An 18,626-nucleotide genomic window follows, 5' to 3' on the forward strand; every position below is an offset into this window, starting at 1 on the left:
GTAATAACGACTGGTTTGGCATGGTTTTGCTTGCGGTCAGGATTGCATTACAATTTTTTCAGAAAAGCAGAGAGTGCCAGAACAAAAGGGCTGAGTAGTACCTCTACTGAACACGGTCCAGCAATTGTGAGAATAAAGAAGCTACAAGCATTAGTAGATTTTATTAGTAACTGTGCTTTTCTAATCCTTTCAATTGGCACAGCTTATATTTTGTATTTTTGGATCCACAGTTAACTCATACAAGGTAACTTCGGCAAATAACAACTTCTAATGCAGGACTTTAATAACTATAACGGATGCTACATGAAAAACGACAGTTTAATTACGCGGTATAAAATACTTAAAGGCGAACGCGATGAGTCTATCTTCACCATAATAATCGCGCTAGTAGTAAAGCTGGGGCTGGTAGCCCTGGCATTCTATCTGTTGCTTGGTTCCACGATTGATTGGTCAAGCTGGAAAACCTATGCCGCCATGTTGATCTTTGGAGCATTTCTCTAAAAGGATGACCACGGCAATACCAGGTCAGACAACAAGGTCGTTAGCATGATCGTTGGAAGCAACGGAAGCACCTTGAAAAAGGTCGGCAGCACTATAAAATCCATCAGCAATGCACACAAATAAACTACTGGTATCTTAAAATGAAAGTGAAAGAGTTGATCGCCATGCTGAACGAAAGAGACCCTGAGGCAATTGTTCTGATTTCCGGCTATGAAACGATCGGCGGCACGGAAGTCGCAGAAGCTGATTTGCTCATTGATATGCAGTCAATATGCTTAGAACAGGCTGATAATCTCACAGGAAACCGTAAAGTTGTTTCTTCCGGTGGTGAAGATTCAGTTTGGTTAGGCTGGAAAGATGATTACCGTACAAAGGTGTTTTTAGAAGATGCCCAAATTCCTGATCAAGATGAATGACGGTCAGCGTTGGCTTCAAAGGCAATCTATCAGTACGTGAAACGTAAATGTTAAAAAATAACCATATATGAATCAATAACTTATGTCAAAGCTAAGTTCAGATGTCCGGGGCAGGGCAAAGTTCAAATGTCCTCCAACACTCAGTAGATTGCAGAAGTAAATTCATGTGGAGACAGCCTATAACCTAATGGTAAAATTAGATTTTAGCTGTTAGAAGAGGGATGCTATGGCTCTTACGGTGACTGCTGCGTTTAACGAGTTTCAGCGCAATATTGTAAATCTAGATAGCTCTCAGACTGATCGAGCTAGAGCCAGTAGAGATTGGTTATTGGGCAGAATGAACACATTTCCAAATAATGATGTTTATTTCCCCATAATATACCCTGATATACATACAGGTTTTGGTTCTTTTGCTAGACGCACAAAAATCCGCCCTTTAGATGATATAGATCTTATGTTTGGTCTCGATGGTGATGATTGTGTATACAGCGAGAGTGATGGAAAAATAATAATCACTGCGCGTGAAGGAACCGTTCGCTTAAAATACTATAAGCATGATGGCACAAATTTTATTAACTCTAGAAAAATAATAAACAGTTTTATCTCAAGCCTAAATCAAATTCCGCAGTATGATAAGGCTGATGTAAAAAGAAATCAGGAAGCAGCTACTCTGAAGCTAAAATCCTATGACTGGAATTTTGATATAGTTCCTGCATTCATTACTACTCCAGATTCATTTGGCAAGACATATTATTTAATACCAGATGGGAATGGTCATTGGAAGAAGACAGATCCACGAATTGACAAGCAAAAAGTTACTGATCTTAATGTTAAGCTCTCAGGAAACATGTTAAATGTCATTCGTGTAATAAAATATTGGCAAAAACGTCCGACCATGCCTTCAATGAGTAGTTACTTGTTAGAGACAATGCTACTTAACTACTTCAACGGTCGATCAGAATGTTATCAATGGGTCGATTTAGAGATTGTCAATGTTTTAGGTTACTTAGCCTCTGCTATATTTAGTCCAGTGTACGATCACAAAGGCATACAAGGAAACATAAACAACCTTAGTGATGATGATAAATTAAAGATATCTATCCGCTGTTATCTTGACCAAGGAAAAGCAACGGAAGCCCGTAATTACGAAAGTCAAAATAACCACAGAGCGTCCATTAACAAATGGCAGGATGTTTTTGGTGTCAACTTCCCATCATACGGATGAAAAATGAGTCAAATATTTTTGCGCCAAAATGATAGTAAAAACATTGAGTTACTAATGGCAATGAGGCGGACTTACTCACAGGTTAAATTTGTTAACTGGGTAGTGTTTTTTCTTAGTGTCGTAATATCTGTCGCTATTGTAATATTTACTACAGTGATAAAGAAAATGGGGCTATTCCCTCATTTGACTATAGCTCCTTATCTCGGTTATTACGGTATAATCGTGTTGGTCATCACAATTATTTTTTCCACAATGATTTCCTCAATGAAAAAATGTGCAGCCACTATTCAGGAAATGTTTGACTGTGATGTCTTACACATTCCATGGAGTGAATTAAAAGTAGGGAAGCCGGTTGGCAGAGAAAATGTCTTTAAGGCTTCAAGGTATTACAAAAAAAGAAACAAAAATGATGAATTTATTAACTGGTATCTAAATAAAGATTACGATGCTAATGAAAACGTATTGGCATTATTATGCCATGCGAAAAATTTTGGCTGGGATAAGGCACAGCGCGATGTAATGAGCAAAATATATTTTATCACTATGTTACTTTCCTTTTTGGTACTTCTAGCATATGGTTTATGGTCTAAATCCTCGCTGGAAGATTTTTTGTTTTATATTGTTTTCATGCTCCCGTTTTTTAGACATGTGATAATGTTATACGTTGAAAACAACAAATCTATTAATCGAATTATGCGTGTTAAAGATTTTATTGAGAAAAAAATACAGAATATAAAGATAAGTGGCATTATAAACGATGACATCTTATCTCATGATTTAAGATCGATTCAGGATGAGGTTTATGCCCATCGATCGACCTCGAATCCTGTGCCCAATTGTCTCCACAGATTCATGCGGAAGAATAATGAGGCTATTTATGATGATTATTTTGAAGAGAACTTGAAAATTTTACCCCGATAGTTAATATACCCGGAGTTATCCTCCGGGTTTTCATATCTGTTTCTTACCAAATATTTCTTCAGATCGTGACTGAAGTTTTACCAGTGCATTGAACATATCGTCCTCATCGAGTGAACGCTGTGATTTCTTCGTCGTGGGGGCTTTGCGCCTGCGTGAAGGGCCGTCACCGGATGGCACTGATTGTGACCGGTTATTATCCCGTTCGGCCTGCACCAGTTGCGCCATTTCCAGCGCACGGCCAAGACGTTTATTGTCCACAATGGCACCCTGATCGATTTCTGACAGTTTGTCATAGGTGGAGTAGGGAAGTGATATGCCATTAAGTCGGAGCTCTTTATGTCCGTCAGGGTAATGCCAAACATCAATATATTTACCAATTGCCCGACGACTGAATTCGCTGTCTTCAATGAGATAAAGCACTTTGTCGTACTGCACCGTGAGTGATTTTGACACGCGGCGGGCTTCACGCCAAGTAAACACCATATCAAGATCATCATCGACATCCATTTCCCGGTGAACATCGAACTCCTGGCGAGGCGCTTTTGAGAAACGTCGGTTGTAATCGTTCATGAACTCTTCGGCAAATGCGTTTGCAGCTTCCATGGTGCTGATGCCCTGAAGCCTGAGTTCCTTGACCAGTCTGTCCTGAAGGGTCTGATGCGCCCGTTCAACACGACCTTTTGCTGCGCTGGTTTCTGCACAGATGGTCTGAATGTTCAGTTCGTGCATCGCACGGCCAAACTGTGTATCGCCGTCGCCGCCGGTTGCATTTTTATTGTTGATCCTGAATACACTGGCTTTGTCGCTGTACAGTGCAAGCGGTTTACCATGTTTTTCGATATAACCACGGGTCGCTTCAAAATAGGTGAAAGTAGACTCAGATTTCACGAAACGAAGCTGCATTAAACGACTGGTTGCATCGTCTACGTAAACCAGTACCGTACACTTAGGTCCCCGGTTTTCAAACCAGTGATGATCACAGCCGTCGATTTGTATGAGTTCACCGGCACAGGCACGACGGTAACGAGGCTGCTGAATTTTTGGCGCACGTTGCTTACGTGGGACCCACAGACTGGCCTGAGTCATCAGCTTACGCACAGTTTCTTTAGAAAGATGTACGCCATGAATCTCAGACAGCTTTTCACAGGCCAGCGTCGGGCCGAAATCGTTATAGCGTTCTCGAATAATACTCAGCGCGTATGCGGCCAGTCCCTGAGGCAGCTGATTGTTGCTGGATTTACCACGACGGCGGCTGGTCATGCCAAGCGGACCATCTTCACGATAACGCGCAAGCAGGCGGCGGCACTGACGGTCGGAGATACCAAGCCGCTGAGCTGCCATTTTTGTTGTCAGACGCCGGTCGATGACGTCCTGAATGATCTTGAGTCGGTTAACTTCATCCAAAGTGAAAAACTCCGCTGCGAGAGCCGTCATGGTAATCCTTACTTGATTATACACGCCGGACATCTTAACTTAGCCCAGAGCGGACATTACAACTTTGCTGTTACAACTTAAGTGCGCATAACGAGGATTATGTAAGATCCGCGTTAAGTAGTCGATTTATTTGAAAGTGACGTCGTCTTTAAGTTAAAATCACCTATAATCAATACCTACTGGAGCAGCTCATGGCTGACACCTACCTCCCCCCGGGCTTTAAAAAATGCAAATCATGTCAGCAAGTTAAACCCTTTGAACAGTTTGGAAAAGAGCTCAAGGGCAAGTTTGGCCTCAAGAGTAAATGCCGAGCGTGTATTAGCGAGAAAAACAAAACGTACGCAGCAGGCCCAGGGGCCGAAGTAAAGACGCAAAATAATAGGACCTACCAGGCAGAAAACAAGACTGAGCTCGCGGAGAAAATGCGCGTTAAGCGTGCGAAAGAAAAATTTGGTGATCGCTATAATTCCTACCTCGCTTCTTTAGAGTCCATGAAAAAACTCAAATAATGTAATCGCCAACGGAGGAATAATGAATGTACATCTGAAATATGATACGATAAAGCACTATCACTTTGATTGGCTAACGCCTGCTGGCGACTATCCTAATTCAGCGGTTATGCTCGTAGGTTTCCGTGATGGGCGCTGGATTATTGTTCAAGAGTTCGGAAATGATTATAGCTGCTTCGAGGGCGTTCTGAAGAATGGTGATGATCTTAATACGGAGCCTAAATTCTATTCCGACTTAGAAAGCGTAGCGGTTGCTGCTTTTGGCATGATGAAGCAGATATATCCCCAGTACCAAGATAGCACGTTAGAAGAATTCCTCGCTGGATAAAATATTCTAGAAACCAAACTCGCCTTATTCGAAGGAAACTGACTATGTATAGAAAGGTTTTAGCTCTTTCAGCCTTACTGATTTCTGCTTGTTCCACCGATAATCCTCATAAACAAAGTATGCACCACAATGATTTTGAGCTTTCGGACTCAGCTGTAAAAATTCAAATCAAGTCTGGAAATAAGACAATCTCCGGCTCAGGTACTTGGATCGATGAACAACATATTCTTACAGCTTCACATTTATGGCTTGATGCAAGCAAGGATTATAGTCTAAGTATAATAACAAGGAATGGGAGCCAACCAGCAACAGTTATCAATATTGATGATCCTAAGAACCGGGACCTCGCTCTTTTAAAAGTAGAAAAAAATACTATTGTCAAAGCCCCACCTAATTGGAAGCTTCCAGTATGTGATAATGTTCTAGCTCCAGGTGAGTCTGTTTGGGTTCTATCGGGAATGTATAATACGCTTTCAAATACGTATGCTTCCCCCGACTCAACCTACTATTATAAAGGAATAGTTGGTTCTGATGGTTTGACTGCTTTTTATCAAAATGGAGTTAGTGGAAGCGCTGTGTTAAACCAATCTAAGAGTTGCTTATATGGTGTTGTGAGTCAACAAGACATTAAAAAGATCAATGTCTATCAGATATATATTACGAAGATTACTACAAATGAAATTATACGCGGATTCATAGGTTATAAAAATAATTAAATGAGCGTAATCTTACAACAGGCAATTCCGACGTTATCTGCGTTGGTCTACCTATCTGAACCTTTAAAAGGAACGTCTATCATGTATAAACTTTTACCCGCAATACTAGTCTTTCTTTCGGTGTTCCTTGGACTAATCGCTCTACTCAGTGCTATCAAAAATGGTTCTGATGAATTGGCGGTATTCCTCATTACACTTTCGGCGTGGTTCGCTGCTTTAAGTAAGTTTTATTCACTTAAACTGTATAAAAATAGTTAGCCTGTGAATCCAAATACAGTTGACAAGTATCCAGCACTGCCCCCGTGATTTATTCAGGTTAGAATCATTCCCGGAGTGCAGGCTGGGATTAGAAAAGTTACTTTTCTTACGATGTACCAACCAATAGGGCACGACTTATCGTAATGCCTAATTACATATTACCTGTTTAAGTCGATCTAATAATTTCATTGGAGCAGACATGTCCCCGGAATTGGTATCAGGCATTGCACGAGTGGCGCATGAAAAGCTACTTTCAGTTTTGACGGAGTGCGGCACAAAGAAGACGAAAGGCACATGCCTTTTTGCAAGCTATCTTGTATGTTATTTAGCAAAAACTAAAGGTCTAGATGCTGTTGTTCGTGGGGGTAACGGTGCAGATGATGGCGGTATATTTACAGAGAGTGGTGGCTTTGGCCATTATTGGTGTGAATTGAACTTCGAAGAAGTGCAATATTATATTGACATCACTTCCGAGCAGTTTGGGTTTCATCCATACTTAGTGAAACGCGTCAACGATATAACAGGATGGCCACGATATATTCCTGGTGATCAGGAAACGGTCGATAGTCATTTAGAACAATTATTACGCGACGGCTATACAGAATAGGCTGCGTATACACTATCGCAGCCTTTCAGGCTCTTAACCCTTGTGACCAGTTAACGGAACCACTCAGGATGACGCTGCCGATCAACGTTGATAACCTGCGAATTAAATTCAACGACATCCGCTGGAGTAAGCATTAATTCATCAGGATTTACAATAAATGGTCTTAAAACCACTTCGCCACCGTCTTCTTTTGCACCGTAGATATTAATAAGAAAGTGCAGTCGTTGATTTCCGTCAGCATTGCGTTGCCATTCTCTAAAAGTCAAAGTCTGTTTAATATAGTTTGTTAAAAGAAATGCGAATTCAGATTCTTCCGTTTGTGAGATACCGTTTTTGTTAGACATTTTTTTTAGTATCTTTCCGAGCATGGATACACAGGCATCTAGACTTAACGATGTTAAAATTTTGGTTGTATTAAAATCCTCCTGCGAAAGTGAAATCATCCATGTATTATCTTTATGATAGTCGGTGATATAAATAAAATGAGATGTAAAAGGCGTTGAGTGATTGAACTCTCCTAAGTTCCATCCATACTGTCTCACTGTATTTGAGCTAAGTTCTTTGTCGGTAATGTTCATAATTCATACCTTTCGATAAAGTCTGTAATGATAATTAGCTATCTCAAAGGCCCAGAACAACTCTTGAAATAACCTCACTCGAAGAATTTATCATATTGAACACCCCTACCTAATAACCTTGCCGACTTAATAAATCACAATAGCCCTCCCCTGTCATTTTAAAATGCTACTTGAATTTTTGATAGCTTATAGTTGTTTTACGTTCTTTGTGATACTCATATGTCATCTTCTCTTTCCAGTACCAATCTTGTAAATCCTGCAAGTCTAGCCCATTTTTCTCACGTATGCTTTCGTGTAATTCGCTAAGCGCGAGTTTATCATTAGGTTTATAAATGGCTAATTTTTCTTCAAATAAATCCAGCCAACGTTTCCCCATCTTTCGACGCAAAACAAACACCATCGTGATAATTGTACTGAAATGCACAGCAATTAGTTCCAACTTATGCGATTGCTGACCAGATAAAATTACTATTGTAACAACAGGGATGGCCGTATATAAAGCAATCAAAGCGACCATAAGTTGATATGGTTTTTCCCGTATTACCATGTCCATGGGTAAACCAGAGGACGCTACTAATGGCTTTTTGTTTGATGTTTTGATGGCACCTGCCCCCGCGTTTTACCATGACCGAAGTACATAGCGGCTCACACCTTCTGCTGGCTGTTGCCACTCGCTATTCTCCGTTGACGGTCTGAGGCGCGTCGAGCCCCGGGAGATGTTTTTCATCGCCTGCTCAAGAGTGTCCATCCTGTAGGTTTTGATGTTCACCCCTTCTTCAGAAATAGGCCCCAGCAGTTCCGTAACCTCACGCTCACCCTGATAAATATCGACCCACTGTGTAATATTCACCTTATCACCATTCGCATCAATGCCACGTCGGTTAAAGTGGTCAATTTCAAACTCACACACGGTTACCGGTACCAGCCCCTCCGGGCGCGGATACCCGAGTATTTCATCAAAACCAGGTTCCCCTTCATCAGTGACCAGATCAGGCGTCAAATAGAGTTTTCCGTTACGGGAAAAATGCGCAACATGGCAGGACCACTGGTCATTTAACATCGTTGGCATGCTTGTGAACATTCCTGAATACCACCGTCTGGCATTATCAACTGATTTGGTGACGAGGATTTCATCTGGTACTTCCCCGTTGTCCATGGTGTAAAAACTGAGAGACAGAGCGGTATTTCTGCGTGAAAGTAGCTTTTCTTTATTGACCTCTTTATTTTCAAATTTGGACAGGTATTCCTCAAGGAACAGCGCCTGCAACTCGGGTGTCGGCGCTTTCTGATAAAACCAGTCGGCCAGGTCTTTAGTGCCAATATAGATGAGGCTGGCTTTACCTTTTTCGCTCTTGACCGCAACAGGAGCCATTAGGCTTACTTGCTGTACGTACTCACTGGTTTCATTGATACTTTCATAGGCCTCAATCCACTGGCCAAGCAGATTGGTGTAAATCACCGGATCGTTCAGCTTTAAAAACTGCTTAAGAGCCTGAGCGCCACGGGAGCATGTATCAAAATAACGCTGCTTCTCTTCGAAGCTTTTGAAAGCAGTCTTTTTGCCCGACCATGTGGCCACCAGCTGTTCATCTTCGAACAGGGTGTTTTCAGCTGGTAAGAAGTGTTTCATTTTCGCAAAACGTTGATGAGTGACGTTTAAGCCATTTCGGGATGTAGCAAGTACCATTCGATGAACCCAGGCATGCCCTTCCATCCGGTTGTCGCATTCAAAATTTGCTGGTGCGGCATATGCAACAAGTTTCCCTGAAGCATTTACCGATAACCTGACCAGCTCATAGCCTTTGCTGCTAATAAAATTACGAACCCCGGGAAGATGTTTGAGCCCCACATCAGCGAGCATATAGAGCTGGTTCAGGAGCTCTTTGGAGCCCTTCTCTGTACTCATGGCAGCTTCCAGCGTCGCCCCCCTGTTATCAGCTCGCCAGGCTACAATGCATCGATCTATCAACTCTGATCTCAGATTAGGCTGGCCAATATTTCCATCGGCCAGAGCCTGGCTCAGCATCTGCCGGTAAGGTTCTTCTGCCTCACGCTCGGCACGAATATAATTTAAAGCCATCTTGAAGAAGCGAATGTAAAACAGGTGATTAGACCTGAATTTACGTCTGTGAATGTACCATTCGAGCTCCTCCGCTTTAATGGTATCCATGCACAGGAAACCCAGTTCAGCATCATTCCTGCTGGACTCCTTAAATAAAGACAAATTCACCTTACAATTGAAATCTCGATCCGTTGAGTATCTGTTTACTGTTGCGTTGACACAGATATCGTCTCCCTGACGGAATGCAATAACCGGCTCATAGTTTTTATGGGTTCTCCCAAGCCATTTATAGCCAGAGTAGCTGTTGTCTTCCTGAACTGCTCCTGGTGCTGTCACTGGGTTCATCAACGAATCCCAGTTGCACATTACCCGGGATCCGGACTGAAGGCATGAGTTTGCCTGTTCAAGATAACTTTGCAGAGACGGCCGTGTCTCAGCCATACCCAAAAGGCCAGAACCGTCTTTGTCGTGCAGAAATTGGAAGTACCGTTCCTGGAACTCAAGGCTCAGAAAACTGTAAGGGGTATTGGTATCATAGAAATCACCAAATAGTTTGAGCCGGTGATCGAGGCCGCAGATAAGGATCAGGAAACGACGGTAGTGAAGTGCCATAAGATCATGCTGCTTCAGTCGGTCGGTATAACTGACGTCCTCAAACTTTATGGTGCTGCCATCAATCCCCTGGAAATGTGCTTCCTGTTCGCTGGCGGAAGGGAATAGCTGCGAAGCCCCAAGATGGCTTTCTACCGAAGAGTAAACCTGATGAATATTTTGACCGTCCCGGACCAGAAGGAATACAACCCGGTTCCTGTCATTGCGGACATGATTTTCCCAGGGATCGCGGTAATCGATATAACGTCGTGTTGTGGCCATACATACGATGGAACGTTCGGACGGAAAAATCTGCTCCACCAGCCCGGGGCTGGTTCGTAAAGTTTCATGAAATTTTTCCATATCAGAGAAGTCGAACCAGCTATCGAGATCGCACCATACGGCCAGCTCTTCATCCACCATCAGCTTTGCCTGAACGACCTGGAGCGGGAGGTGTGATGGAGCGGATTCACCCTTCACGATATTCACTACCTCAACGTCTTTGCCGGTATACAGTTCCAGACTGCCAACGCCATCGTGGATTTTCTTCACATATTCCATGGCTTCTTCTGTAGTGGCCAGACTTGCCGCTGCAACTTCCTCGAAATAGGGCAGCATTCTTTTGCTGGCATTAGCGATTGCCTGCGTTCGTTGTGTGATGATTTTGCTGATGGCTGTGCTGATCTGCCCTTCTTTTAAGGCCGCTTCTCTGATTTGTTCAATGCGGGTATCTGAAATACCAGAGGACAGAGCATTTTGAACTGATCCAATCGCCAGTGAGGTTACCGCCTGCTGCTCTTGTGGGGGCACTAACGCAACGCTAAGGCCCGTCACAGGGTTTTCACGGTCATCTGTACCTAATTGCTCAATCGCAAGGTCACGGAGCCCCTGAGCATCGCTCACGAGGGCTGTAAGCGATGCCTGTAGGCTATTCACTTCTTCCTGAGCTTGTCTGAGTTCAGCATCCCGGATTACCTTATGGTCGGGTTCAAATACAAAACTGGACAGAAAATCCTTAACCAGGAAGCGATGCTCTCGCATTTCTTTGCCACGTTCCCTACGGTTGCCGCTGCTGTCTTCAGTGACAATAGCTACAGTCTGACCGTAAACGCGGGGATGGGCGCGTAGAATCACTGTGTGCAGCTTATCTTCAACGTAACGCAAAGACGTAATGAGCAGCGTATCCCCTGCCACAATACCCTCTTCAGGGATGCTGTCAGTGGACGTCCAGTACTGACCCGCCAGCAAAGAATGAAATCGCTCTAAACGGTCAATGTTATTTTTGCTGACCAGGTCACCCATATACCTTTCCTTCCAGATTCGTATGTTAGGTGAATCATACCAGATTGCACTTACCGTCTAATAACTCAAAAAACACCAACTTAGGCATTCACTAGAAATGAATCCGTCCACTATTATTCATTAATTAAATAGATTCTTAGATATGAATAGCGCATTGCTTTTAAAGCAGGTTTCGCAAAGGGTTAAAAAAGGCTTCTTAAGTGAAGCCTTTAATAATAAATGCTACTTATCTTCAGAGGGATACATTTCCCAGTATTTATTACGTACATTAACAAGGCAATGGTCTGCTGTTTCTGAAGCGCCTTTGTCGCGGTTTACAAAGGCTTCTGCAACTTCATCCAACTTATCCGGTACCGTATTTAATGGTAATGCCTGCTTCAGGTTGGTGGTTACCAGTTCCTTTGCTTTATCATGATTAAGTTCAGTTCGGATGCTTGCATCTTTACAAATATCATCAACCTTACCATCAAGAATAATGTTTGGGATAGGTTCGTTTTCAACTTTATGTGTAGTATTAGCAGAGGAGCCAAAAGCGACTGACATCATCGCACACAGCAGAATATTTTTTAATTTCATAGTTCACTCCATTATGACTATTGATATCTACTTATGAAGTATTAGTTATATCATGTTTGCCGTCAAAACATAGAACCCACTGTTTTGACTTTAAACATATCATGCTACAACGTTTTTTTGCACGTGACTTTAGTAGGCATGATTTATGAGGTTTCAGCAGGACGTCAGATTGTTGTCGATCCAGTATTGATGCAAGCCTACCGTCCATTTCTTCGATAAGGCCGAAAGTAAAAGCGCTAAACCACAGCAGTTACCAGGAGTAAAAATTCGTATGGGATCTGGAGAACCGACTTTAACACTCATAATGAACTCCAGAATGTTGCCATGGCATAGACTATTTCTAAGCCTGACGATATCTGCTTCAGGTTTTTTACCAGCGTCTATCTTTGCCAACATATTCTTCTCGGCTGGAAATGACAGTAATTCTATCGGCATCCCTTCCTGCTTAGCCTTTCGCATTAAAGCGTTACTCATTACTGACGTACCATCTAAGTCCACCAGTACAGGAACTGACTGCTGAACGTTAACAGTTGATTTCAACTTCAGCGTAACCCTGAGTGATGTTTCGATCCCATTCAGAAAGCTCGTACAGGCCGGTAACCATAGACCATGATGCAGCGCCTCGGTTGCTTGTTTAAAAAACCAGTCAATCACGGGGACAGTGCAATGCTCATAATAGTGATTTACCTCGCTGAACCTTGCCATATAAGCATCGTACTCAGCCTGGTCTTCAGGAGATAAAAAATTTGGTGGGAGGAGCATCAGAATCCTTTCATCCTAGCTTGTATACCTTCTTCGTAGGCCAGCTCGCCATTATCGGTAAAAGATGGTTTTTGATGTTTATGATAAAGCTTAATTTTTCGTCAGGCTTGATAGCGTTACCGGAGAGATTTGATCTTTTCTCTTCAACTCGCAATACTGTTTATACATACAGTACAAGAATTCGAGTGTAGCTATGTCTGTTATCCTTGAGCACATTAGCAACAAGCCTTACGAAATGGCACCTTTTTTCAGTGATTTACTAAGCTGTGGAGTGATGAGTCCGTGCGCCGGGCATGAAGATAATGAATTAAATTTGCATGAATATGTAGTCCGCAACCGCCCCTCAACCTTCTTTGTCAGGGCGGCGGGCCTCAGTATGATCAATGCCGGTATCAATGATGGAGCAATACTGGTTGTGGATCGGTCTTTAACAGCACGACACGGCTCTATCGTCGTTGCGCTGGTGGATGGAGAGTTTACGGTAAAGATCTTACACACGTATCCTGAGCTGCTTTTGATGCCTTCTAATCCAGCCTATAAGCCGATACGTGTAAATCCTGAATCCCTTGAGATATGGGGCGTCGTCACCTTTGCACTGAATCAGTTCAGCCATGTACATGCACGTTGATATTAACGGAGCCTATGCGGCATTTGAGTGTGCGATGGATCCCAAGCTGTCAAAAAAGCCGCTCATCATAGCCAGCAATAACGATTCGTCCGTCATTGCAATGAATAAACTGGCTAAAAGCGTTGGTATTAAGCGTGGGACCCCAATTTTTAAGTGCAGGGATTTGATTCAGCAACACCGGATCGAAGTCCGGAGCTCTAACTTTACTTTGTATGAAGACTACTCAAATCGCTTCCATGAAACGCTGGAAAGCTTCGCGCCTCAATCGAGTCGATATAGCATAGATGAAAATTTCATGTTATTGAAAAACATGAACAAGATAATAGATTATGAAGATTACGGCCGGTTGATCAGAAGTACACTTCTTCATAATCTGTCCCTTACCTGTGGTGTGGGTTGTTCAAGCACCAAAACCCTCGCTAAATTATGCACCTATGCGAGCAAACGATGGGCAGCTACAGGCGGGGTTGTAGTTTTGACTGATCAGGCCAGGATCAGGAAGCTCCTGAGCCTGATCAGTACCAGAGAAATATGGGGTATTGGTCGAAAGATTAGTGAACGCCTGTCGGCTTTCGGGATCATCACTGCCGGTGATTTTTATAATAGCGACGTTCGCTTTTTACGTAAAAGCTTTGGCGTTGAAATCGAGCGTACCTGGCGGGAACTGCATGGCGAACCATGTTTCCGGCTGCACGAGTCTCCTCCTGTCAGGCAACAGATTATCGTTTCCAGAAGTTTTGGTCAGCGCCTTAATGAGATAGGCAAGCTACATGAGGCAGTTTCATTTTTTACCGCCCGGGCGGCAGAGCAGCTGCGCAAGGATGGCTCGTGGACCCGTCAAATCACAGTCTTCATTCAGAGTAGCAATTATGCGCAAGGTGAAAACCGCTACAGCAATTGTGGTATCGAGCCGCTTACCGCTACACAGGACACCCGCGATCTGGTTGATGCAGCCATGACCATCCTGAACCGCATTTACAGACCCGGGATAGCGTATGCGAAAGCAGGGGTAATGCTCTCCGCTATGACTGACGGCACAGAGCAACTCAGCCTGTTTGATACTCGCCCGGCCAGGCCTGGCAGTCAGGCACTGATGAAAGTTATGGACCGGTTCAATAAAGAAAAGCGCGGAGCTCTGTTTTTACTGGGGGAAGGCATTCAACAGGATTTTCGTATGAAGCAGGCCATGCTATCACCGAGATATACGACCCGCTGGGATGAATTACTCGTTGTAAAAGCGTAGCGGCCATGACCGGCATGGCCGTACTCATCAAATGTGAAAGTAACTTTAGGCCCCGCGAGCTTTTTCGATTGCGCCCTGCAAAGTTGCTGCGTCCATAGCCCCGGGGATAAATGTGGTAGTCGCCGCATTCGGCTTTTTCATATTCATAATGATGAAACCGGGTGTGCCGGTGATCCCGAGCGCTTCGCCCAGCTGCATATTGCCGGAGATCACGTTTTCATACCGGTTTTTTTCCCTGTCAGAAAACGTGCTGTTAAACCCTGACTTTTCCACCACAGTATTAAAGTCAGTGAGTTCGAATTTGCGTTGAGAGGTCATGAAGGTATGAGCCACAGCCATCAGGTTGTTGTGGTACTTACGATAGGCTTCAGCACCGAAATTCTGATAGACGTGCAGACCCGTAGCGGCCCCCATGGCAGATACAGGTTTTGAACCGGCAAAAATCGGGAATTCTTTAAAGAAGAATTTTACATCTTTGCTCTGATTCATTACCGATTCAACAACAGGTGTAACCCGCATGCAGTAAATACACTGATAGTCGAAGAACTCGATTACCGCGACGTCGGCGTCATCAGGGCCGATGTTTGGCGTCTCCTTGGTATCCAGCAGAGCTGGCGCATATGGAATTATTCGTTCCACTGAGGCACTCACGTTCTGATTTTCCAGCGCCTTACCTGCTTCCACTAAATAATGGGGATTTTTTACCAGGTAAGTAGCGGCAATTTTGCCAATTTCTTCCTCACTGAGCACCTTCGGTTTAAAATAAGTTGCCGTGATTAACGCCGAGGCAGCGGTAGCAATAACCGCAGAAATTAAAATCGTGGCCATCGGTTTTAAATAAAATTCTTTAGACATAGCTACCTTTATGCTTTTCAGCCTGTTAGTTATTAACCTGCGATGGATTATACTGGCCCGGTAAATCGGAATTATTCGTGAAACAATGCTTTTTGGAGATTAAAGGATGATTAGGCAGGGCTTTATACTCACAACCGCAATGCTTTTGAGTGGATGCGGATATCATTTCGCAAACCAGGTAGATGCGTACGATCTAATGCCTCGTCCTGTTACAAATAAAAGGTTTCAGATAGTCCCTCCGGACGAAAGTATTCAGTCCAGAATGTTTTCAGGCCGTTTTGCTGATGGATTAGCAAAAAAAGGAGTCATTATTTCCACTCACCAGCCAGATTATGTGCTCAGGTTCCGAATCAGCAGCTCACAGGAGAACATGCAGTATAGCGAGCAGCTTCTTACTGGGGTGACAGGCTACGTTGTAGATAAAAAGACAACGAGAACTGACAAGCATGGCGAATTGCATACTGACTATGACTACAAGCCAGTCGATGGGGTAATAGGCACTGAGACGATGTCGCAGATGCACTATATGCGACAGCTGGATGTCGAGGTATACCCGTCAGCGAAAGGAGCAAAGCAGGTTCTGAAAGTGAGTATGCAAAGCAATGCACCTGTGCCGTCAGACAGCATTGCTTATTCAGCAATGATCGACGCCTTTACTGATAAATTTGATGCGCCGCTGCGTTCCGGAAATTATGTTGCAGTGATCCCCTGGAACTGAAAGCAGACGGCGGGAAGAGAATGTTCAAAAGTGACTTTTGGACACGCACATTAACGTGGCTATCGCCCTCCCCCATTAAAATCATAAAGTCGGTAAAGATCGCCCATCGTGATGGAATTGGGCTTATTAATGAACAGATACTGTAACTGTTCTTTATGTTGAGTACTGGCAGCTGCATTCATAAGCACTTCCAGGTAGAACTTGTAGCCTATGCTTCGCTCTGAATACATATACTGGAACTGCATCAGTAAAATGCCTGACATAACATACAACAGCAGCAGACTGAGTAATACAGTGCTATCAGGCTGTTCCAGTGCCATACTGACATACCCTGAACCCAGAATGCACAGAAGCCACCCCGTCATTAGAGCAGGCACCCTACGACTCAGACGTTTATAACAACGTTTTATTACGGGATCCCGGAGATACTTTTTGTCAGGTATCCCCGTTGCTCTGATGACGAAGCTACTGAGTATCGACATCTTTTTTCCTTCTGGACGCTCTCAGTCAATAAATCAGGCCAGGCGCTCATTGAAAGCTACCACGAGCTGCGAATCGGGATTTTTTACCAGTTCGGGCCGGATAACTTTTAGTTGCCTCGTTGGGGCGAGCTCATCTGTAGGCCTGATGGTGGTATTACCCGGCCCCTTGCGGGTACTGTCGGTGTTTACCTTGAGCTTTTTATTTCCCAGGTAGCTTTCCATCTTTTTAGAGATGGTGTCACCTGTGGTCGCAACACCAGAGAGTTCCTTTAGATGTTCACCTTTATCCATTTGTACCGATGACATCAGAAATCCGATTCCGGGATCGTTTTCCGTTCCACAGGCTCCGTACTGACATTGTGCAGCGAAAACGGGCTGTACACCTACAGCAACCAGCATTAACGTACTCAGTAAAGTAGATTTCATACACACCTCTTACAGTCGGAAAAGTTACTTTTGCGCAGCGCCCATTTGGGTCACCAGGTTTTCCGGGCTCAGCCACCCCGTAAATAACTGCGGTTTGCCGCTTAGTGTCACCATGGTAGGAGTACCTTGCAGCGGGATTGTTGAGGCCACCTGGAAATGCGATTTGATAATGTTTAAGCAAGCCTCATCAGGACGTCCTTCCGGGATAGTTGAAACCGGATTCATCGCTGCATCCAGAGCTTCGTTTGGCTTTGCTGAACACCAGATTTTGGCCATGTTCCCGGCTACTACCGAGTTCAGTCCTGCACGTGGGAATGCAAGAAACTTAATCGAAATACCGGCATCAAGATAAGACTTCAGATCATGATGCAGTTTTTGGCAGTATCCACAGGTTATATCGGTAAAGATAGCAAGCCGGTATTTTTCGTTTGGTGATTTGTAGTCGATGGATTTTGTTTTGGATGCGAATTCCCGGACGCCCATTAAAATGGCCTGCTCAGTGGTGTTTACCACATCTTTACCTTTCACGTGGAATAAGCTTCCGGTAAAAATGTAATCTCCGTCTTTGCTCACGTAACTTACCCCCTCCCTGGAAATCACCGTAAAAATATCTTTTACTGGCGAGGGTTCGACGTGCTCGATTGAAAGCCCAATGGCTTTGAGCTTATCCCGGGCTGCATCTGGCAGTACCATTGTATTAACCGGCTCGGCATTCATCGTGAAGGCGGTACTTAATGAAAGAAGTAATACCGATGCCTTAATAATTTTTTTCATTTCCGCTCCTTAAATCGAGCACTAATATTATCACGCCCCAAAATTCCAGAATTTTGCTTAAACGCTTAAATCAACGGGTAAAGCCGAAAGAAAGTCGATAGATATATGGGAGAATAGATAAAACGTAGATTCAGTGGAGAAATCGTTGTGTTTACACCACCAGCAGATGATGTGAAACCTATTCCCGTTCCTGATGAGATTTACACTCAGTGCATTACGGATGCCGCCCGCTACTTCGGAATTGATGCTGAACTGGTTTTTACGTTGTTTGACAATGAAGGCGGTAAGGTTGGTACTTTCAGCAGGAATACTAACGGCACTTATGATATTGGCCCAATGCAGATCAACTCATCCAATCTACCTGAAATAAAAAAGCATTTCCCGACGGTAACGTGGCGGGTTCTGGCTTACGATGCTTGCGCAAGTTTCTGGGTTGGAACATGGTGGCTCTATAGAAAAATTGTTGATCGCAAGGGCAATGTGTTTGAAGGGATTGCAGATTACAACAGCAAAACCCCAAAGGTACGTGCAAAGTACATATTTAACTTCATGGTAAAGTACAATCGCCGGATCCAGCAGCGTAACGGGATGGGTGAGCTTTATCAATGGACCCAGCAACCTCCTCGATACAATGGCCATATAGCTAAAAATGTCCCGGAGCAAAACCCGACTCCTGTTGTTAAATAAATACAACCCGATATTACAGAAGATCAT

General features: G+C 43.7%; 22 protein-coding genes. 12 read left to right on the forward strand and 10 right to left on the reverse strand.

Annotated elements, in window-relative coordinates:
• The first annotated feature begins 303 nt into the window (after positions 1-303).
• The 4 genes from ACSIPU_RS28330 to ACSIPU_RS28345 all read left to right on the forward strand — a co-directional run bounded on the left by ACSIPU_RS28330 (position 304) and on the right by ACSIPU_RS28345 (position 3,063).
• A complete protein-coding gene (locus tag ACSIPU_RS28330; protein ID WP_001371914.1) occupies positions 304-501 on the forward strand; it encodes a hypothetical protein in 198 nt (65 codons plus the stop codon).
• Positions 502-641: 140 nt separating this feature from the next.
• A complete protein-coding gene (locus ACSIPU_RS28335) occupies positions 642-917 on the forward strand; it encodes a hypothetical protein (RefSeq protein WP_000864986.1) in 276 nt (91 codons plus the stop codon).
• A 226-nt stretch (positions 918-1,143) separates the two neighbouring features.
• Positions 1,144-2,142, forward strand: a complete 999-nt coding sequence (locus ACSIPU_RS28340) for a hypothetical protein (protein WP_001610306.1) — start codon at positions 1,144-1,146, stop codon at positions 2,140-2,142.
• Between the two features lie 3 nt (positions 2,143-2,145).
• Positions 2,146-3,063: an S-4TM family putative pore-forming effector gene (locus tag ACSIPU_RS28345; protein WP_158003452.1), complete on the forward strand. Its 918-nt coding sequence runs from the start codon at positions 2,146-2,148 to the stop codon at positions 3,061-3,063.
• A gap of 30 nt (positions 3,064-3,093) precedes the next feature.
• Here ACSIPU_RS28345 and ACSIPU_RS28350 read toward each other — a convergent pair whose 3' ends face one another.
• On the reverse strand, positions 3,094-4,497 hold the full coding sequence (locus ACSIPU_RS28350; protein ID WP_004113090.1) for an ISNCY family transposase: 1,404 nt from the start codon (positions 4,495-4,497) through the stop codon (positions 3,094-3,096).
• A 191-nt stretch (positions 4,498-4,688) separates the two neighbouring features.
• Here ACSIPU_RS28350 and ACSIPU_RS28355 point away from each other — a divergent pair, with 191 nt between their 5' ends.
• From ACSIPU_RS28355 to ACSIPU_RS28370, 4 genes are all read left to right on the forward strand, one after another.
• The gene (locus tag ACSIPU_RS28355; protein WP_000785965.1) at positions 4,689-5,006 is read left to right on the forward strand and encodes a hypothetical protein; all 318 of its coding nucleotides are present in this window, start codon (positions 4,689-4,691) and stop codon (positions 5,004-5,006) included.
• A gap of 22 nt (positions 5,007-5,028) precedes the next feature.
• The gene (locus tag ACSIPU_RS28360; RefSeq protein ID WP_001100610.1) at positions 5,029-5,334 is read left to right on the forward strand and encodes a hypothetical protein; all 306 of its coding nucleotides are present in this window, start codon (positions 5,029-5,031) and stop codon (positions 5,332-5,334) included.
• A gap of 44 nt (positions 5,335-5,378) precedes the next feature.
• Positions 5,379-6,050: a S1 family peptidase gene (locus ACSIPU_RS28365; RefSeq protein WP_000285959.1), complete on the forward strand. Its 672-nt coding sequence runs from the start codon at positions 5,379-5,381 to the stop codon at positions 6,048-6,050.
• Positions 6,051-6,507: 457 nt separating this feature from the next.
• Positions 6,508-6,915 carry a hypothetical protein gene (locus ACSIPU_RS28370; RefSeq protein WP_001447793.1) on the forward strand — a complete coding sequence of 136 codons (408 nt, stop codon included), beginning with the start codon at positions 6,508-6,510 and terminating at the stop codon, positions 6,913-6,915.
• A 50-nt stretch (positions 6,916-6,965) separates the two neighbouring features.
• Here the strand turns inward: ACSIPU_RS28370 and ACSIPU_RS28375 are convergent, their stop codons facing one another.
• From ACSIPU_RS28375 to ACSIPU_RS28395, 5 genes are all read right to left on the reverse strand, one after another.
• Positions 6,966-7,493, reverse strand: coding sequence for a hypothetical protein (locus ACSIPU_RS28375; protein WP_001027749.1), 528 nt, complete (start codon positions 7,491-7,493; stop codon positions 6,966-6,968).
• Positions 7,494-7,659: 166 nt separating this feature from the next.
• Positions 7,660-8,046, reverse strand: a complete 387-nt coding sequence (locus ACSIPU_RS28380) for a hypothetical protein (protein ID WP_000367710.1) — start codon at positions 8,044-8,046, stop codon at positions 7,660-7,662.
• A 66-nt stretch (positions 8,047-8,112) separates the two neighbouring features.
• Complete coding sequence (locus tag ACSIPU_RS28385; RefSeq protein ID WP_045899838.1) at positions 8,113-11,448, reverse strand: hypothetical protein; 3,336 nt, start codon at positions 11,446-11,448, stop codon at positions 8,113-8,115.
• Positions 11,449-11,670: 222 nt separating this feature from the next.
• Positions 11,671-12,024: a hypothetical protein gene (locus ACSIPU_RS28390; protein ID WP_000769182.1), complete on the reverse strand. Its 354-nt coding sequence runs from the start codon at positions 12,022-12,024 to the stop codon at positions 11,671-11,673.
• A gap of 153 nt (positions 12,025-12,177) precedes the next feature.
• Positions 12,178-12,786, reverse strand: a complete 609-nt coding sequence (locus ACSIPU_RS28395; protein WP_000926374.1) for a hypothetical protein — start codon at positions 12,784-12,786, stop codon at positions 12,178-12,180.
• A 193-nt stretch (positions 12,787-12,979) separates the two neighbouring features.
• On the opposite strand from ACSIPU_RS28395, the gene umuD reads away from it, so the two are divergent.
• Both umuD and umuC read left to right on the forward strand, forming a co-directional pair.
• Positions 12,980-13,414, forward strand: coding sequence for a translesion error-prone DNA polymerase V autoproteolytic subunit (gene umuD, locus ACSIPU_RS28400; protein WP_000111290.1), 435 nt, complete (start codon positions 12,980-12,982; stop codon positions 13,412-13,414).
• Positions 13,404-14,657, forward strand: a complete 1,254-nt coding sequence (gene umuC / locus ACSIPU_RS28405; RefSeq protein WP_001371894.1) for a translesion error-prone DNA polymerase V subunit UmuC — start codon at positions 13,404-13,406, stop codon at positions 14,655-14,657. The genes umuD and umuC overlap by 11 nt, the downstream gene beginning before the upstream one ends.
• Before the next feature lie 45 nt (positions 14,658-14,702).
• On the opposite strand, the gene ACSIPU_RS28410 is transcribed toward umuC, so the two are convergent.
• Positions 14,703-15,512, reverse strand: a complete 810-nt coding sequence (locus tag ACSIPU_RS28410; protein ID WP_000031378.1) for a DsbA family protein — start codon at positions 15,510-15,512, stop codon at positions 14,703-14,705.
• 370 nt (positions 15,513-15,882) lie between these two features.
• On the opposite strand from ACSIPU_RS28410, the gene ACSIPU_RS28415 reads away from it, so the two are divergent.
• Positions 15,883-16,230: a hypothetical protein gene (locus tag ACSIPU_RS28415; protein ID WP_121343843.1), complete on the forward strand. Its 348-nt coding sequence runs from the start codon at positions 15,883-15,885 to the stop codon at positions 16,228-16,230.
• Between the two features lie 59 nt (positions 16,231-16,289).
• Here ACSIPU_RS28415 and ACSIPU_RS28420 read toward each other — a convergent pair whose 3' ends face one another.
• The 3 genes from ACSIPU_RS28420 to ACSIPU_RS28430 form a co-directional block, all read right to left on the reverse strand.
• Positions 16,290-16,550 (reverse strand): hypothetical protein, encoded by a 261-nt coding sequence (locus ACSIPU_RS28420; RefSeq protein WP_001439466.1) that lies wholly within the window; start codon positions 16,548-16,550, stop codon positions 16,290-16,292.
• 195 nt (positions 16,551-16,745) lie between these two features.
• Positions 16,746-17,138, reverse strand: coding sequence for a hypothetical protein (locus ACSIPU_RS28425; protein ID WP_000843243.1), 393 nt, complete (start codon positions 17,136-17,138; stop codon positions 16,746-16,748).
• Between the two features lie 24 nt (positions 17,139-17,162).
• Positions 17,163-17,912, reverse strand: a complete 750-nt coding sequence (locus ACSIPU_RS28430) for a thioredoxin fold domain-containing protein (protein ID WP_000720274.1) — start codon at positions 17,910-17,912, stop codon at positions 17,163-17,165.
• Between the two features lie 147 nt (positions 17,913-18,059).
• On the opposite strand from ACSIPU_RS28430, the gene ACSIPU_RS28435 reads away from it, so the two are divergent.
• Positions 18,060-18,599, forward strand: a complete 540-nt coding sequence (locus tag ACSIPU_RS28435) for a lytic transglycosylase domain-containing protein (protein ID WP_000494968.1) — start codon at positions 18,060-18,062, stop codon at positions 18,597-18,599.
• Positions 18,600-18,626: the final 27 nt, after the last annotated feature.

This window comes from Klebsiella sp. HN106 (assembly GCF_051209435.1).
In the GTDB taxonomy this organism is placed as follows: Bacteria; Pseudomonadota; Gammaproteobacteria; order Enterobacterales; family Enterobacteriaceae; genus Klebsiella; species Klebsiella oxytoca.

Excerpts from the sequence above, each read along its gene's own strand:
- ACSIPU_RS28330 (WP_001371914.1), top strand. The coding sequence starts at position 304 with ATGAAAAACGACAGTTTAATTACGCGGTATAAAATACTTAAAGGCGAA.
- ACSIPU_RS28335 (WP_000864986.1), top strand. The coding sequence starts at position 642 with ATGAAAGTGAAAGAGTTGATCGCCATGCTGAACGAAAGAGACCCTGAG.
- ACSIPU_RS28340 (WP_001610306.1), top strand. The coding sequence starts at position 1,144 with ATGGCTCTTACGGTGACTGCTGCGTTTAACGAGTTTCAGCGCAATATT.
- ACSIPU_RS28345 (WP_158003452.1), top strand. The coding sequence starts at position 2,146 with ATGAGTCAAATATTTTTGCGCCAAAATGATAGTAAAAACATTGAGTTA.
- ACSIPU_RS28350 (WP_004113090.1), bottom strand. The coding sequence starts at position 4,497 with ATGACGGCTCTCGCAGCGGAGTTTTTCACTTTGGATGAAGTTAACCGA.
- ACSIPU_RS28355 (WP_000785965.1), top strand. The coding sequence starts at position 4,689 with ATGGCTGACACCTACCTCCCCCCGGGCTTTAAAAAATGCAAATCATGT.
- ACSIPU_RS28360 (WP_001100610.1), top strand. The coding sequence starts at position 5,029 with ATGAATGTACATCTGAAATATGATACGATAAAGCACTATCACTTTGAT.
- ACSIPU_RS28365 (WP_000285959.1), top strand. The coding sequence starts at position 5,379 with ATGTATAGAAAGGTTTTAGCTCTTTCAGCCTTACTGATTTCTGCTTGT.
- ACSIPU_RS28370 (WP_001447793.1), top strand. The coding sequence starts at position 6,508 with ATGTCCCCGGAATTGGTATCAGGCATTGCACGAGTGGCGCATGAAAAG.
- ACSIPU_RS28375 (WP_001027749.1), bottom strand. The coding sequence starts at position 7,493 with ATGAACATTACCGACAAAGAACTTAGCTCAAATACAGTGAGACAGTAT.
- ACSIPU_RS28380 (WP_000367710.1), bottom strand. The coding sequence starts at position 8,046 with ATGGACATGGTAATACGGGAAAAACCATATCAACTTATGGTCGCTTTG.
- ACSIPU_RS28385 (WP_045899838.1), bottom strand. The coding sequence starts at position 11,448 with ATGGGTGACCTGGTCAGCAAAAATAACATTGACCGTTTAGAGCGATTT.
- ACSIPU_RS28390 (WP_000769182.1), bottom strand. The coding sequence starts at position 12,024 with ATGAAATTAAAAAATATTCTGCTGTGTGCGATGATGTCAGTCGCTTTT.
- ACSIPU_RS28395 (WP_000926374.1), bottom strand. The coding sequence starts at position 12,786 with ATGCTCCTCCCACCAAATTTTTTATCTCCTGAAGACCAGGCTGAGTAC.
- umuD (WP_000111290.1), top strand. The coding sequence starts at position 12,980 with ATGTCTGTTATCCTTGAGCACATTAGCAACAAGCCTTACGAAATGGCA.
- umuC (WP_001371894.1), top strand. The coding sequence starts at position 13,404 with ATGCACGTTGATATTAACGGAGCCTATGCGGCATTTGAGTGTGCGATG.
- ACSIPU_RS28410 (WP_000031378.1), bottom strand. The coding sequence starts at position 15,512 with ATGTCTAAAGAATTTTATTTAAAACCGATGGCCACGATTTTAATTTCT.
- ACSIPU_RS28415 (WP_121343843.1), top strand. The coding sequence starts at position 15,883 with ATGCAGTATAGCGAGCAGCTTCTTACTGGGGTGACAGGCTACGTTGTA.
- ACSIPU_RS28420 (WP_001439466.1), bottom strand. The coding sequence starts at position 16,550 with ATGGCACTGGAACAGCCTGATAGCACTGTATTACTCAGTCTGCTGCTG.
- ACSIPU_RS28425 (WP_000843243.1), bottom strand. The coding sequence starts at position 17,138 with ATGAAATCTACTTTACTGAGTACGTTAATGCTGGTTGCTGTAGGTGTA.
- ACSIPU_RS28430 (WP_000720274.1), bottom strand. The coding sequence starts at position 17,912 with ATGAAAAAAATTATTAAGGCATCGGTATTACTTCTTTCATTAAGTACC.